Genomic DNA, 13,262 nt, shown 5'->3' with positions numbered 1-13,262 from the left:
CCGGTGAACGCCGCCGCCGGCAGGAGCCGCGGCGCCTCTTCGGCCGGCCCGTCCAGGGCGAACGGGCTCACCGCGCACCACCGTCCGGAGTGCGGGGGCCCTGCCTGCGGACCATTTCGACAACCACCGGCGTGAGGGAGACGAGGACGACGAGGGCCACGATCGGCAGGAGGTAACGGTCGACGTCGGGCACGGAGGAGCCGAGGGCGTATCCGGCGAGGACGAGGCCCACGGTCCAGAGGAGCCCGCCCACGACCTGCCACAGGGAGAAGACGCGGGCGGGCACGCCGAGGGCTCCGGCCAGGGGGTTGAGCACGGTGCGCACCACCGGTACGAAGCGGGCCAGCACCACGGCCTTGGCATGCCCGTAGCGGTGGAGGAGTTCCTCGGCGCGCTCGGCTCCGTCGTGGAGCTTTCGGCTCCGGCTACGGGCGAGCAGAGCGCGGCCCCCGCGTCGGCCGATCAGGTAGCCCGCGTGCGCTCCCAGGAGCGCGCCGATGATGGCGAAGGCCAGTACCTGGGGCAGCGAGAGGTGGACGGGGCGGTCCCCGCCCGGCACGCAGAGCAGGCCCGCGGTGAACAGGAGGGAATCGCCGGGCAGGAAGAAGCCGATCAGGAGGCCGGTCTCGGCGAAGAGGACGACGGCGATGCCGAGCGCGCCGAATGCGGACAACAGGGATCCGGCGTCGAGCAGGTTCACGGCCTGTGGCACTGCCGTGAGGGCGGATGGGGCCATGGCGGACGGCTCTCCCTGAGGTGAGTGGACCGGGGCGGTGACGACATCGTCGACTACAGTCACGTAGACGGTCTACGTCACTGTAGACGATTGTTGTGTGAGGAGATTCCCGTGGGGGATGCGCATGCGGAGCGGCGGCCCGCCGGTGAGCTGGGGGCGAGCGTCCTGGCGGTGCTGTGGGCGGCCGGAACCCCGCTGACGCCGGGGCAGGTTCAGGAGGCGCTCGGCTCCTCCCGTGCCCGTACGACGGTGACGACGATCCTGTCCCGTCTGTACGAGAAGGGCGTGGTCAGTCGTACCCGGTCCGGCCGCGGGTTCGCCTACGTGCCGACCGAGGACGCGTCTGGGCTGACCGCACGCCGCATGCACGCGGAGCTGGCCGGGACCGAGGACCGCGGGACGGTGCTGAGCCGCTTCGTCTCGCAACTGAGCGACGAGGACGAGGCGCTGCTGCGCGCCCTGCTGGATGGCGACGGCGCCGGGGGCACCGCGTGAGCCGGCTGGTGTCGTTGCCGCTCCTCCTGCCACTCCTGCTGCCCTTCCTCGCCGGTCCGGTGTGCCGCGTGCTGGTCGTGGGCCTCCCGCCGAGGCGGGCCGTCCGGCTGCTGGTCTGTTCGGCAGTCGGGCTCGCGACGGGCAGGATCGCCACCCTTGCCCTGCTGGCCGCCCACTGCCATCCGGGGCTGCGCGCCGTGCGCGAGCTCCTCCGCTACGCACTGGAGCGCACCGCGGACGAATGCGCCGCGCAGACGGTGGGCGACCGCCGCCTCACGGCCCGGGCCATCGGCAGGGCCGCTCTGGCCGCCCGTACGTCCCCCGCTCGGTGCCGGCCCGGCTTCGCGCTGGCCGCCACAACGGGCCCGGTGCCCCTGCGGGTGGCGGCCCTGCTCGTGCATCCGGCACGGACGCGTGTCCCTGGAGCCCCGCCCCGCCTGGCGGCGCTGGTGCTGCTGGCCTGTCTGGCCGTGTCGACCGGCGCGTCCTTCCAGGCGGTCGACGACCTGCACGCCGGCATCGAGATCGCACAGGGCGAGACCGGCGAGGAGTGACGCGGTCCGATCCGGGCGGGCGGCGTCCGCCGGCGTATGTATGCGGGGCTCGATTCAGGCCCCGTACAGTGAGATAAGGCAAACCTATTCTTCGATGACCGGGCATGCGAGTCCGGGGCGGCAGCGGGGCGGGAGCAGGATGGTGGAGGACGGCGGGGACGCGAGGCGCCCGCACGGTGAACTCGTCGCGGACGTGCTGGCGGTCCTGTGGGCGGCCGAGGGACCGTTGACCCCGCAGCAGATCAACGCCGCGCTCGGTCGGGACCTGGCCAGGACGACGGTGACGACGATCCTCACCCGCCTCTACGAGAAGGGGACGGTCGTGCGCACCCGCGAGGGCAGGGGCTTCACCTACGCCGCGGCTGATGACGCCGCCGGGCTGGCGGCCGGGCGCATGCGCCGCGAGCTGGAGCGCGAGCCGCAACGCGACCTGGTACTGAAGCGGTTCGTTTTTTCGCTGTCCGGGGACGACGAGGAAGTGCTGAGGCGTCTGCTCCTGGATTCCGGGGAAGGCGAATGACCCTGGTTCTGGCCGTGGTCGCGCTGACTCTGCTGCTTCCCTGGGCAGCGGTGCCGGCCACGCGCCGGCTGGCCGGTCTCATGCCGCCGAGGGAAGCGTGCGCGGCGCTGACCGGAGCCGCCCTTCTGCTGGCCGGCGGCACCGTGGCAGCGCTCATCGGCCTGTTCCACGTGCCGTTCCTCGCCGCTTTGGAGCAGATTCCGCTGTCGCAGGCGGCTGCTGAGTGGCCGGCCACCGTACCGGTGGCCGCGGTCGCCGGTGGGGTGCTGGCCTTCCAGGCGGTGCTGCTGGTCCGCCGTTGGTACGAGCGCCGCTCGCTGCTCGCCCGCAGTTGGGCGTCCACCAGCGGCGCAGTGCCTGATGGCGATCTCCTGGTCGTACCGGATGCCGAGCCGCAGGCGTTCGCGCTGCCCGGGTGGCGCGGGCGCGGCGGCCGGGTCGTGGTGACGACGGGCATGCTCAAGACCCTCGGTCCGGCGGAGCGCGAGGTGCTGCTCGGACACGAGCGGGCCCATCTGACGGGCCGCCACCACCTGTGGTCGGTCACCGCCTACCTGGCGGCCGCGGTGCACCCCGCCCTACGGTCCCTGCGCCCGGCGCTGGACTTCCACCTGGAGCGGTGGGCGGACGAGTCGGCGGCCTCGTCGGTGGGCGACCGGCGGCTGGCCGCGACCGCGATCGCACGCGCGGCGCTGGCCGTCGCGTCCGCCGAGAAGGCGGGCAAGGGCCGCGGCCCCTTGCTGTCGGTGAGCACCGGGCCGGTTCCGCAGCGGGTCGAAGCCCTGCTGCGGCCGGTACCGGTCCGGCCACAGGCGCGCAGGACGCAGGCGGCCGCGGCCGGACTGGTGACAGCGGTGACGGCCTCCGCCCTGCTGGGTCTGGTTCTGGCGTACGGACTCCACGAGTACGTGGAATTCGTGGCCCGGGACCTTCTGGATGACCGGGCCGCCGAGTGACGACGTCGATGTAGACCAATCGGCCGGGTGTAAGTAAGCTGAGCCTGGGTTTACTCCACCAGTCCCTCCAGGCCCGGCGTGCCGGGTGATTCCGGAGCCGACGTGCTCCGTGCCCAGCGCCCGGCGCCCGGCGCGTCGTGGGCGATATCGTCCGCGTGTCCTGGGTGGAGGTGACATCCCCCTCCCCGGCGATTGGATGCGACGTGTACGACAGGGGGAGCGGGTCGTCGAGTCCCTCCGAGCAGACCGTGCACCTCCTGGCTGCGGCGGGCAGGGCCGCGGACGCGCTGATGACCGAGCGCGTGAGCGCGGGCGGGCCGAGTCCCTTGCACCGGTCGGTCCTCAGGACACTGGCCGAACTGGGGCCACACGCTCGGCGCGATCTCGCCGAGCAGATGGGCGTTCCACCGGTAGACGTCACGCGGGCGATCCGTGACCTCCTCGCGCAGGGCCTGGTACAGGACATGGTCGTCAACATCGGCGGTCGCCACGAGGTGGTGACCCTCACCCCGACCGGTGCGACGGCACTGACGACCGTGCAGGACGACATGAACGCGGTGCAGGACGTCCTGCTGGCGTCCCTCACGAAGGGTGAGCGCACCCAGCTCCACTACCTGCTCCGGCGGGTGTGCGCCACGGCCGCCCGTGCCGGCGCGGTGCGCTCGGCTTCGACCTAGGTCGAAGCCGCCTGGTGTTCGGCCGGTACGGCGGTGTCCTGCCCGCCGAGGGTGAGTACCTCGTCGGCGTGGCGCAGCACCAGGGGAAGGTCGTGGCTGACGAGCACGACGGCCAGGCCCCGGCGCGTGCGCAGGTCGTGGAGGAGCGCCATGACGTCGGATGCGGTATCCGCGTCGAGGGCGGACGTGACCTCGTCGCACAGCAGGACGTCCGGTTCGGCGGCCAGAGCGCGTGCGATGGACACCCGTTGGCGCTGCCCGCCTGACAGTTCGTGGGGGTAGCGGGAGGCGAAGTCCTCCGGTAGGCCGACGGCCGTCAGGAGTTCCGCGACCCGGGTCTCTCGCTGGTCGGAGGGCAGCGCGAGGTGGAGCTTGAGGGGGCGGACGAGGGTGGCGCCGACCGTACGGGCGGGGTTCAGGGCGCCGAGCGGGTTCTGAGGGACGAGCTGGATCCGGCGCAACTGGTCACGGCTGCGCCGGCGATGGGTGCCTGCGAGCGGTGTGCCGTGGAGGGCGAGTGCGCCGCCTCCGGCCGGGTGCAGCCCCGCGAGGGTGCGCACCAAGGTGGTCTTGCCGCAACCGGACGGGCCGACGACCGCGGTCAGGGCACCGGGGCGTACGTCGAGGTCGAGCCTGAACTGGGTCCTCGTCCACGGCACCTTCGGCATGCCCCGACTCGGTCTCACCGGCGTCGGCGTCGCCACCTCCACCGTCTACCTGCTGTCCTTCCTCGCCCTCTACCTCTCCGCGAAGAAGGACGAGGAGCTGGCACCGCTCCTCACCCCGGACATCACCAAGGCCGACGCGGCCACCGTCAAGCGCCTCGTCGGCCTCGGTGTCCCGATCGCCGCGACCTACGGCTCCGAGGCCGGTTTCTTCTCGATCACCGCCCTGATGGCGGGCTCCTTCGGGCCTGACGCGCTCGCCGCACACACGGCCGTCAACCAGCTGGTCTACATCGTCTTCCAGGTCGCCGTCGGCCTCTCCCACGCCGCCTCCATCAACGTCAGCCGCGAACTCGCCCTCGGCAACCACGACGACGCCCGCCGCCTCAAGAACACCGCCCTGGCCTGCGCCGCCGCCGTCATGGCCGTCGTCGGACTGCTCTACCTCACGATCCCCGAGCTGATCCTCGCGCCCTTCCTGAACTCCGGCTCCGCCCAGGCGCTCACCATCGCCACCCATCTCCTGATCGTGACCACCTTCCTCCAGTTCTTCGACTGCGCCCAGAACATCGGCGTCGGACTCCTGCGCGGCCTCGACGACACCAAGAGCGGCTTCCACATCACCCTCATCGGCTACTGGGCCGTCGGCCTCCCCGCCTCCTGGCTCCTCGCCTATGCCCTGGACCTCGATGCCCTCGGCATCTGGCTCGGCCTCCTCACCGGCCTCGCCACCACTGCCGTCCTCCTCCTGCGCCGCTACTCCCACTCCCTCACCCGCCACGAGCAGGCTCACGCCACCCCCGCCGTCGCGCAGCCGCTCCCCGAGTGAATTGGCTTTCAGCCCGGGGCACTACGGGCCGCCCCCACACCGACGCACCCTGCTCGACCCGTCGTCCGCCGTCGGTCCTGCCCGGGGTGATGTGAGGCGAGGGCAGTCGTGGACTCCGGCGGCTCAGTTGGGTAGTTCGGCGTGGCGGACGTCTGTCGAGAAGAGACAGGTCACTGCGCCGAGGCCGGCGATTGCCCCGAACACGGTGAAGGCCGCGGCCGTTCCGAAGCCTGCCGCCGCAGCGCCGAAGACCGGTAGGGCCAGGGGCCCGACACCAAAGCTCGCAAGGCTCAACAAGGACATCACCCGGCCCAGATAGCCGGGATGGCAAGCGGATTGCACGAGGGCGTAGGAGATGCCGCCGTTCAGTCCGAGGGCCAGGCCCCCGACGGCTCCGAGGGCAGCCGCGATCAGGGGGCTCGGGGCCAGGGCGAGCGAGGCGATCGAGGCCGAACCGGCAGCGAGCGACGCGATGTAGAAGGCACCGGGGCGCGGCAGCCGGCCCCAGGTCGTGAGCAGCAGCGCGCTCACAGCGGCTCCGATGCTGAACGTGCCGAGGGTCCAGCCGGCACCGGACGCACCCCAGTCCCGGTCACGCGCCAGCAGCACCACTCCGATGCTCAAGGGGGCGACGCAGCCGAGTTCGACGACGACCAGGGCAAGGACGAGCATGCGGACGAGTGGCTGTCTGCGCACGTACTGCAGCCCACTGGTCATCTCCTGCCACATTCCGGCAGCTTTGCCCCCTCGTGCCCCCTCCGCCTCCCCCTCTGCCGCCGTTTCCGGGTCGGGCTTCTGTACGGGCAGAGCGCGTATGCGCACGGTGAAGAGCAAGGTCAACGACAGTGCGAAGAGACCGCCGGCGACGGCGAACGCGGCGGCGGGTCCGCTCAGGGCCATCACCAGGCCGGCGAGCGGCGCCCCCAGACTGTTGCCCAACCTGACCGCCAGGGACCGCATGCCCTGGACTCGCAGGACCTGTTCGGCGTCGGCGAGCCGGGCCGGCAGCGCGCCCACCGCGGGAAGGAACAGGGCGTCGGCCACCCCGAAGACAAGAGCGACCGCGACGAGCAGCCAAAGACCCGGAGACGCCAGGGCGAGCGCTGCCGCTGCGGCGAGGATCACCGCGCAGCGCACCATGTCGCTGCCGATGATCACATAGTGGGGGCTGAAACGGTCCGCGATCACTCCGCCGCCCAGCATGAGCACGGCACGGGGAACGGCGCCGACCGCCATGACGACACTGACTTCCGCTGGTGCGGCAGTCCGGCTCGCCGCCCAGCCGAGAGCCAGGAAGAAGCAGCCGTTGCCCACGACCGAGGCGGTATAGGCAACCACCCAACGCCATACGTTGGGATCGCGGTGCGCCGGCTTCGCTAACTCGCCCCGCGCCGGGGTTTTGGTCGCTGGCATGCGGTCACTCCGGGTTCAGCGAGTTCATGCGACTGTCATGTGGTCGTCCTGCGGTTGCGGAACGCGATGCGCAGCACGGTCACCGGTGCCGCGTCGTCCGGTCGCAGGCAGGGGTCGTCGAGCCGCTCACCGTAGGAGCCGAGGATCTCCGAGAAGCGCTCGCCCACTTCGGTGAGTTCGGCGGCAGTCAGGTAGACGACGTCGTCGCCGAACCACTCCGCCCGGCGCCACTCGCCCGGTAGTTGGTGCCGGGTGTCGATCGCGTGCGTCATGTGCTCGAAGTAGCGCTGGGCCATGGCCGTGCTGAGTGCCTCGGCCGCCTCGCCTTCGGCGTTCTGCCAGTTGGTGTAGTGGGCCGTGGCGCGCCAGGGCTTCTCCCGGCCCTGACCGCCCTCGGCGTGTTCGACCAGACCGTACTTCGCGAGCGTCCGCAGGTGATAGGAGCAGCTCGCGACGGACTCGCCGGTGAGCTGCGCGGCGCGGGTCGCCGTGAAGGGCCCTTCGACCCGCAGCAGTGCGACCAGCTTCATGCGGGTCGGGTGGGCGTAGGCGCGCAGAGCGCGGGGGTCCGTGAGATGGACGGACCGCCGCAACCCCCCGGCTTCGTCGCCGGGCGTGATCTCAGCCATGCTTCTAAACATATCTTGCTAAAGAACCCTTTACAAGCGCCGCGGAGCCCCCCGAAAGGCCGCTGAGGTACGCCCGGTCCGGGCCGGTCCGGGCCGGGATGGCGTGGCGTCGCCGATCAGCCGGTGCCCGCTGATCCGGGGCGCCGCGCACCCGCAGAACGGCCCGCACGTCGGCCGTTACTCGTACCGGTGCTTCAGTGAATCCGCCTCCGCCTCCTCGATGTCGGCGATCGTCAGCTCCGGCATCCGCAGCTGGGCCAACATCACCTCGGCCGAGGTCGGCTGGGCGTCGGCCGGCAACCACCGTTCCGGCTTCCAGGCCCCGCTGCGCAGGAGCGACTTGGGGCAGTGCGGGTAGACCTCTTCGATCCCCAACACCAGGGCACTGGCCGGCGGTTTGCCCACGGCGGTCAGCTGCGACAGCAGTTCCGGGCGGGTGGAGACGCAGGCCCGGCCGTTCACCCTCAGCGTCGTGGTGCGGCCCGGGATGACGAACAGCAGCCCGGCCCGTCCGGTGGCGACGACGTTCCGCAGGGTGTCCAGACGCTTGTTGCCGGTCGCGTCTGGTACTGCCACCGTCCGTGAGTCCAAGACGGCGACGAATCCGGCGGGTCCGCCGCGCGGGGAAACGTCACAGTTGCCCTCGGCGTCCGCGCTGGCGACCAGGACCAGTGCGGAGCATTCGATCAACCGCCGTGTCTGTTCGGTGAGTTCGGTCATCTGCTTGCGTAAGGCCGTGTCCTTGGGTAGTTCGTAGACCCGGCGCAACGCCTCCTGGTCGGAAAGGGCGTCGAGGCGGAGCGAGTCGAAGGCACTGCTTGCATGGGGCTGTGTCATGCCCCGACCCTAAGAGGCGGACCTGGGACCGATCTCGGCAGGTGAATGCACCACACGAGCGACGTGAGGGCGAGCGCCGGTGGCTCCCTCTGTGGACCGGGCCCGCCGATGAGGTGTTGCGCGTGATCTCCGTCGGCGTGCCATGAGCGCAGCGTCAGGAACCGCTGGCTTCGGCCGGATGGTTGAGCCGGCAGCGGACGTCGACGATGCCCTCGACGGAGCCGGTGAGGCGTTCGGCCAGGGGGATCAGGTCGGGGTCCGCCACCCCGCCGGTCAGGGTGGCGATCCCTTGGACCACGGTGACCTCGACGGCTTCACGGGAGAGGGGGAAGAGGCGGTCCACGACGGTGTCGCGGATCTCGGTGGCGAGATCCTCGTCGGTGCGGAGGAAGACCTTGAGGAGGTCGGCCCGGCTGACGATGCCCTTGAGGGTGCCGTCGGCGTCGACGACCGGGAGGCGCTTGATGTGCCGGTCGGCCATGAGCCGGGCGGCCCGGGGCAAGGTCGCGTCGGGGCGGATCGTGACCGCCGGGGTGGTCATCAGGTCCTCGGCGCGGGTGGAGCCCGCCTTGGCGGTGTCGCCGAGACGGCGCATCTGCTCGATCAGGCCCGGGCGGTGCTCGTGGAACTCCTCCTTGGGCAGGAGGTCGGCCTCGGAGACCACGCCGACGACGCGGCCCTCGCCCTCGATGACGGGGAGGGCGGTCACCTTCCACCGCTCCATCGCGGCGGCGATGTCCTTGAAGCCGGTCGAGGGGGTGACGGCGACGACCTTGCCGGTCATGACGTCGGCGACGGTGTACGGGGTGGAGGTCATGGCAGGGTCCTCAGTGTCGGTACGGGGGAGCAGGCGAGCGGGACGCCCGCTGTCGTGCGGGGCGGGGTGGGAGTGGGGGCCAGCAGGCCGGCAGGGGCATGGCAGCAGCCCTCCTTTCGGAACGGATGCCGCCTCCACCGTCGCACCGGAGCGCCCCCTCTACCGGGGACCGACCGGTCCCCGGTAGGGGCCGACCGGCCCAAGCGGGACGGAGGGCCACGGGCACAGCCTGGCGGTGACCCCCCCTCCCGCACGGCAGACACAGAGAGAAGGCCGCGCCATGAAGGCTCTCGTCTTCCAGGGGCCCGGGCAGACCTCCTGGCATGACGTACCGGACCCTTCCATCAAGGACGCCGCCGACGCGATCGTCCGGGTCGACGCCGTCACCATCTGCGGCACCGACCTGCACATCGTCAAGGGCGACGTCCCCGACGTCACGCCCGGACGGATCCTGGGCCACGAGGCCGTCGGAACCGTCGTCGAGACGGGCGGCGACGTCCGCAGCGTCCGCCCCGGCGACCGCGTCCTGATCTCCTGCATCTCGGCTTGCGGCCGCTGCCGCTTCTGCCGGGAAGGGCACTACGACCAGTGCCGCGGAGGCGGCGGCTGGGTCCTCGGCCACACCATCGACGGCACCCAGGCCGAGTACGTGCGCGTCCCCTTCGCAGACCTCTCCGTCCACCCGCTGCCCAGCGCCCTGGCCGGCCACGATGCCGTGCTGCTCGCTGACGTCTTCCCGACCTCCTACGAGGTCGGCGTGCTCAACGGCAACGTGCGCCCGGGCGACACCGTCGTCGTGGTCGGTGTCGGACCCGTCGGCCTGGCCGCCGTCGCCACGGCCCGGCTCTACAGCCCCGGGCGGATCATTGCCGTCGACCTCGCCGCCGCCCGGCTCGCGGCCGCGCGCGACCTGGGCGCCGATGCGACCGCGAGTGCGGACGAGGAGCCCGAGCGGCTGGTGGAGGACCTCACCGACGGGCTCGGGGCGGACGTGGTCATCGAGGCCGTCGGCGTGCCCGAGGCCTTCGAGATGTGCACCCGCATGGTCCGCCCGGGTGGGCGGGTCGCCAACATCGGGGTTCACGGCAAGCCCGCCGTCCTCCACCTCGAAGACCTGTGGATCAAGGACGTCACCATCACCACCGGCCTCGTCGACACCCGCTCCACCCCCGTGCTGCTGCGCATGATGGCCGCCGGCCGCCTGCCCGGGGCCGCGATGGTCACCCACCGGTTCGAGCTGGACCAGATGGAAAAGGCGTACGACGTCTTCTCCCGCGCCGGCGAAACCGGCGCCCTCAAAGTCGTGCTCGGCGGACCGCAGCACGACGCGGTCGCCGTACCGCCGCAGGAGCAGTGAGTGCATGTTCTGCACGTTCGGCACGCGGCGATCCTGCGGACTGAAGGAGTCCGCACCTTCGACGACGTGCGGCCCGCACTCCGGGCGCTGCGGGAGAAGGCGATCCGGTGCGCAGCCGTCCCGGCTTCCCGGAACGCCCGTTCCCTTCTGGAAGCCGCAGGACTCATCGGCTACTTCGACGCCCTGGTCGACGGACAGGACGCGGCCGCACTCGCCCTTCCGGGCAAACCCGACCCCGCCCCCTTCCTCGAAGCTGCCGGCCGGCTCGACGTGAATCCCGCACGCACCGTCGTCGTGGAGGACGCGCTCGCAGGCGTCGACGCGGGGCGCCGAGGCCGCTTCCGCCTGGTGGTGGGGCTCGACCGCGAGGGCGACCCGCGGATGCGGGACGCCCTGCACAGGTTCGGCGCCCAGCTCGTCCTCCCCGACCTCGGCGGACTGCCCGCCCCCCCTCGAAGGGGGCCGCCGCCCGCGAACACCCCCTGGCGCTGGGGGTACCACCGCTACGACCCCAAGACCGGGCGGCTGGTCGATTCTCTGTGCACCCTGGGGAACGGCCGCTTCGCCACCCGCGGTTCGGCCCCCGAAAGCGTCGCCGACGGCATCCACTACCCCGGCACCTACCTCGCGGGCTGCCGGACGGCGCTCCCGGCCCTGGTAGCGTCGAAGAGAAGTTTCTGCCGCAGCGGTGCGGGCAGGGCCGCGGTCGGACGGCTGACGCAGACGGTCAACGGGGAGAGGTTGGAGATGGGGTCGAGCAGGACTGGAGTCAGGCGCGGTCCACCGAGGCAGGCCAGGCCACGATGCGGTTGAACTCGGGTCCTCCACCAGGCCCGTTGTTCCCCGGCGGGAACCAGGACCTCGCCTCGACGCCCGCGGAGAAGAAGGCCGCGGAGTACAGCGGGGAGCGGACCGGCTGGTTCGCCAACGACCCGATGGACGGGCTGCTCGGCGTGATGAGCCGCGACCCGGAGGCGTCCGCGTCCTACCTCAAGGACGAGGACCGCATGAAGCACCTCATGGAGCGCAACTGGGAGGTGGTGCTGGAGGCCAACGAGCACGGCAACTCCACCCAACTACTCCGCCGCGCTCGACAAGGACGACCGGGCGGGCTTCGCCGCGGCCCTGCAGGCCGGTGCCACCGGCATCGACCCGTCCGCGGAGAACCCGAAGTTCGTCGAGCACAGCGCCGACAACAAGGCCGTCTTCAAGAACGCGATCGAGCACTTTGCGAAGGCCGGCGACGACCTTCCCGAGTCGCTGCGCGAGCCGATGGCGAACGTCATGGTCAACCACGCCGGCACGGTGCACGAGGTCACCAGCGCCGTGGACATGCGCAACCTGCCGGTGCCGCAGAACGACATGTACGAGGTCATCAAGCAGGTCTCCAAGGACCAGGAGGCCTATGGGTCCCTGAACTACGGGATCAATCAGGCCATGGTCGCCGACATCCACGAGGCGGGCCAGAAGCACCCGGAGGAGTCGCTGCTGCAGGCCGGGCGCACGGTGGGCTTCCTGGAGCAGGCCCGCACCGAGGCGGTCGGACCTGCCGAGACGGCCGCCTGGGACGAGAAGTGGATGTTCGACACGGCGATCGGCTACCTGCCCGCCTACGACGCGGAGGTCCAGGCCGGCTTCGACTTCGTGGTCGACAAGTGGCTGGCGGACGAGCAGAAGCAGATCGACCAGGAGTACTCGGACAAGCGCTACGAGGCGTACGAGAAGCGCAACGGCCAGCTGATGGCGCTGACCGACGAGTGGATGAAGCAGCACGACAAGGACGGCGGCCAATACGAGTACCAGACCAAGGTCGACGAGGCTGCGGGGGCCGGTGCTGAGCGCGCCAAGGGCGTCACCACCCCGCCGAGCGGGGCTGCCGAATGAGGCGGACCGTGGCCGCCGGAGCCGGCGCGCTCACGGCGGTCACGGTCCTCGCGGCCTCGCTCGCCGGGTGCGGCGGCGGTTCGGAGGAGGACCGGGCGGTCCCGGAGAAGCTCTGCGGCACACCCGTCCCGGCGGGCCTGTCGAAGCCGCTGCTCGAACCCTACGGAAAGATCACCGAGTCCAGCCGGGTGGACCGGCAGAAGCCGCAGACGGCGCCGTGCGTGGTGGCGGTGGACGGCGAGCGGGCGCTCGCGTTCCGGTTCGCCTGGCATCCGGGAGCGCCGGAGGACCTGCTGGCGACGGCCCGGCAGAGCAGTGTGGTGGGGCTGACGGATCCGGCACGGGTGAACCTCGGGTTCGAGGACTCCGTCCTCGGCAACGAGGGCGCGACCGCCACCACGGCTTGCCGGACGCAGGCCGGAGACCACTTCACCCTCACGGTGATCGTGTCCCGGGCCGCCAAGGACAAGGCCGACCTGCGGCCCGCCGTGGAGAGGTTCATGCGCACGTACATGGCGGAGACCGTGAAGACCCTGAACTGCGCCTGAGCCGCCCGGAAGACGGAATGGTCCGATGAGCGCTACGCGCTCGACACCAGCCGGGCCGAGTGGGAGGGCCCGCCCGGGACCAGCCCCGACGAGGAGCGCATGGGGATCGCGAAGCTGCCGGGCGGTGTCGTATACCTGAGAGTGATGCTCTGGGGGTCCCGTGGTGGCGCCGGGGCCCGACAGCGTCCTACCCGAAGTACGTGACATGGAGGGCAGGGCTGCGGTGGCGAAGCGCTGGGTCCGGTACGTGATGCGGGTGATGCGGGTGATGGGGCATGAAACCGGCCACCTCGCGTAATCGGCTGTCGCGTATTCCTCAGTTGCTGAGGGCTTGTGGTCACCGTG

General features: G+C 71.3%; 15 protein-coding genes and 1 pseudogene. 10 read left to right on the top strand and 6 right to left on the bottom strand.

Features of this window, described 5'->3' with window-relative positions:
* Window positions 1-67: 67 nt before the first annotated feature.
* Window positions 68-736: a DedA family protein gene (locus tag ACIQK6_RS03385; protein ID WP_329108180.1), complete on the bottom strand. Its 669-nt coding sequence runs from the start codon at window positions 734-736 to the stop codon at window positions 68-70.
* 111 nt (window positions 737-847) lie between these two features.
* On the opposite strand from ACIQK6_RS03385, the gene ACIQK6_RS03380 reads away from it, so the two are divergent.
* From ACIQK6_RS03380 to ACIQK6_RS03360, 5 genes are all read left to right on the top strand, one after another.
* On the top strand, window positions 848-1,231 hold the full coding sequence (locus ACIQK6_RS03380; protein ID WP_329105421.1) for a BlaI/MecI/CopY family transcriptional regulator: 384 nt from the start codon (window positions 848-850) through the stop codon (window positions 1,229-1,231).
* Entirely contained in the window at window positions 1,228-1,785 is a 558-nt protein-coding gene (locus ACIQK6_RS03375; RefSeq protein WP_329105423.1) for a hypothetical protein, read from the top strand. The genes ACIQK6_RS03380 and ACIQK6_RS03375 overlap by 4 nt, the downstream gene beginning before the upstream one ends.
* A 139-nt stretch (window positions 1,786-1,924) precedes the next feature.
* Window positions 1,925-2,305, top strand: coding sequence for a BlaI/MecI/CopY family transcriptional regulator (locus ACIQK6_RS03370; protein ID WP_329105425.1), 381 nt, complete (start codon window positions 1,925-1,927; stop codon window positions 2,303-2,305).
* Window positions 2,302-3,261, top strand: coding sequence for a M56 family metallopeptidase (locus ACIQK6_RS03365; protein WP_329105427.1), 960 nt, complete (start codon window positions 2,302-2,304; stop codon window positions 3,259-3,261). The genes ACIQK6_RS03370 and ACIQK6_RS03365 overlap by 4 nt, the downstream gene beginning before the upstream one ends.
* Before the next feature lie 203 nt (window positions 3,262-3,464).
* Window positions 3,465-3,938, top strand: a complete 474-nt coding sequence (locus ACIQK6_RS03360; protein ID WP_329105430.1) for a MarR family winged helix-turn-helix transcriptional regulator — start codon at window positions 3,465-3,467, stop codon at window positions 3,936-3,938.
* Here ACIQK6_RS03360 and ACIQK6_RS03355 read toward each other — a convergent pair.
* On the bottom strand, window positions 3,935-4,606 hold the full coding sequence (locus tag ACIQK6_RS03355) for a dipeptide/oligopeptide/nickel ABC transporter ATP-binding protein (protein WP_329105432.1): 672 nt from the start codon (window positions 4,604-4,606) through the stop codon (window positions 3,935-3,937). The two genes, ACIQK6_RS03360 and ACIQK6_RS03355, sit on opposite strands and share 4 nt — an antisense overlap.
* Between ACIQK6_RS03355 and ACIQK6_RS03350 the strand changes: the two are divergent.
* A pseudogene (locus ACIQK6_RS03350) lies at window positions 4,566-5,432 on the top strand (MATE family efflux transporter); the annotation flags it as partial. The gene ACIQK6_RS03355 and the pseudogene ACIQK6_RS03350 sit on opposite strands and share 41 nt — an antisense overlap.
* Window positions 5,433-5,555: 123 nt before the next feature.
* On the opposite strand, the gene ACIQK6_RS03345 reads toward ACIQK6_RS03350, so the two are convergent.
* The 4 genes from ACIQK6_RS03345 to ACIQK6_RS03330 form a co-directional block, all read right to left on the bottom strand.
* Complete coding sequence (locus tag ACIQK6_RS03345) at window positions 5,556-6,770, bottom strand: MFS transporter (RefSeq protein WP_402694200.1); 1,215 nt, start codon at window positions 6,768-6,770, stop codon at window positions 5,556-5,558.
* 110 nt (window positions 6,771-6,880) lie between these two features.
* Window positions 6,881-7,474 carry a helix-turn-helix domain-containing protein gene (locus tag ACIQK6_RS03340; protein ID WP_329105436.1) on the bottom strand — a complete coding sequence of 198 codons (594 nt, stop codon included), beginning with the start codon at window positions 7,472-7,474 and terminating at the stop codon, window positions 6,881-6,883.
* A 177-nt stretch (window positions 7,475-7,651) separates the two neighbouring features.
* Window positions 7,652-8,311, bottom strand: a complete 660-nt coding sequence (locus ACIQK6_RS03335) for an MSMEG_1061 family FMN-dependent PPOX-type flavoprotein (RefSeq protein ID WP_402694199.1) — start codon at window positions 8,309-8,311, stop codon at window positions 7,652-7,654.
* A gap of 154 nt (window positions 8,312-8,465) precedes the next feature.
* Window positions 8,466-9,128, bottom strand: coding sequence for a CBS domain-containing protein (locus ACIQK6_RS03330; RefSeq protein WP_402694198.1), 663 nt, complete (start codon window positions 9,126-9,128; stop codon window positions 8,466-8,468).
* Between the two features lie 280 nt (window positions 9,129-9,408).
* Between ACIQK6_RS03330 and ACIQK6_RS03325 the strand changes: the two genes are divergently transcribed.
* The 4 genes from ACIQK6_RS03325 to ACIQK6_RS03310 all read left to right on the top strand — a co-directional run bounded on the left by ACIQK6_RS03325 (window position 9,409) and on the right by ACIQK6_RS03310 (window position 12,917).
* The gene (locus ACIQK6_RS03325; RefSeq protein ID WP_402694197.1) at window positions 9,409-10,485 is read left to right on the top strand and encodes an alcohol dehydrogenase catalytic domain-containing protein; all 1,077 of its coding nucleotides are present in this window, start codon (window positions 9,409-9,411) and stop codon (window positions 10,483-10,485) included.
* On the top strand, window positions 10,486-11,298 hold the full coding sequence (locus ACIQK6_RS03320; RefSeq protein ID WP_402694196.1) for an HAD-IA family hydrolase: 813 nt from the start codon (window positions 10,486-10,488) through the stop codon (window positions 11,296-11,298).
* A gap of 471 nt (window positions 11,299-11,769) precedes the next feature.
* Complete coding sequence (locus ACIQK6_RS03315) at window positions 11,770-12,369, top strand: hypothetical protein (RefSeq protein WP_329105445.1); 600 nt, start codon at window positions 11,770-11,772, stop codon at window positions 12,367-12,369.
* 8 nt (window positions 12,370-12,377) lie between these two features.
* Window positions 12,378-12,917 (top strand): hypothetical protein, encoded by a 540-nt coding sequence (locus ACIQK6_RS03310; protein ID WP_402694195.1) that lies wholly within the window; start codon window positions 12,378-12,380, stop codon window positions 12,915-12,917.
* Window positions 12,918-13,262 lie beyond the last annotated feature (345 nt).

Origin of the sequence: Streptomyces sp. NPDC091682, from assembly GCF_044756625.1 — a bacterium.
Lineage (GTDB): Bacteria > Actinomycetota > Actinomycetes > Streptomycetales > Streptomycetaceae > Streptomyces.
Note: the sequence above shows the minus strand (reverse complement) of the source record. Positions and strands in the feature narration are given on the sequence as shown.

What these genes read in the sequence shown, in the direction of transcription:
- ACIQK6_RS03335 (WP_402694199.1), bottom strand. Translation starts at nt 8,311, where the DNA reads ATGACACAGCCCCATGCAAGCAGTGCCTTCGACTCGCTCCGCCTCGAC.
- ACIQK6_RS03330 (WP_402694198.1), bottom strand. Translation starts at nt 9,128, where the DNA reads ATGACCTCCACCCCGTACACCGTCGCCGACGTCATGACCGGCAAGGTC.
- ACIQK6_RS03385 (WP_329108180.1), bottom strand. Translation starts at nt 736, where the DNA reads ATGGCCCCATCCGCCCTCACGGCAGTGCCACAGGCCGTGAACCTGCTC.
- ACIQK6_RS03355 (WP_329105432.1), bottom strand. Translation starts at nt 4,606, where the DNA reads ATGCCGAAGGTGCCGTGGACGAGGACCCAGTTCAGGCTCGACCTCGAC.
- ACIQK6_RS03325 (WP_402694197.1), top strand. Translation starts at nt 9,409, where the DNA reads ATGAAGGCTCTCGTCTTCCAGGGGCCCGGGCAGACCTCCTGGCATGAC.
- ACIQK6_RS03365 (WP_329105427.1), top strand. Translation starts at nt 2,302, where the DNA reads ATGACCCTGGTTCTGGCCGTGGTCGCGCTGACTCTGCTGCTTCCCTGG.
- ACIQK6_RS03340 (WP_329105436.1), bottom strand. Translation starts at nt 7,474, where the DNA reads ATGGCTGAGATCACGCCCGGCGACGAAGCCGGGGGGTTGCGGCGGTCC.
- ACIQK6_RS03315 (WP_329105445.1), top strand. Translation starts at nt 11,770, where the DNA reads ATGGTCAACCACGCCGGCACGGTGCACGAGGTCACCAGCGCCGTGGAC.
- ACIQK6_RS03370 (WP_329105425.1), top strand. Translation starts at nt 1,925, where the DNA reads ATGGTGGAGGACGGCGGGGACGCGAGGCGCCCGCACGGTGAACTCGTC.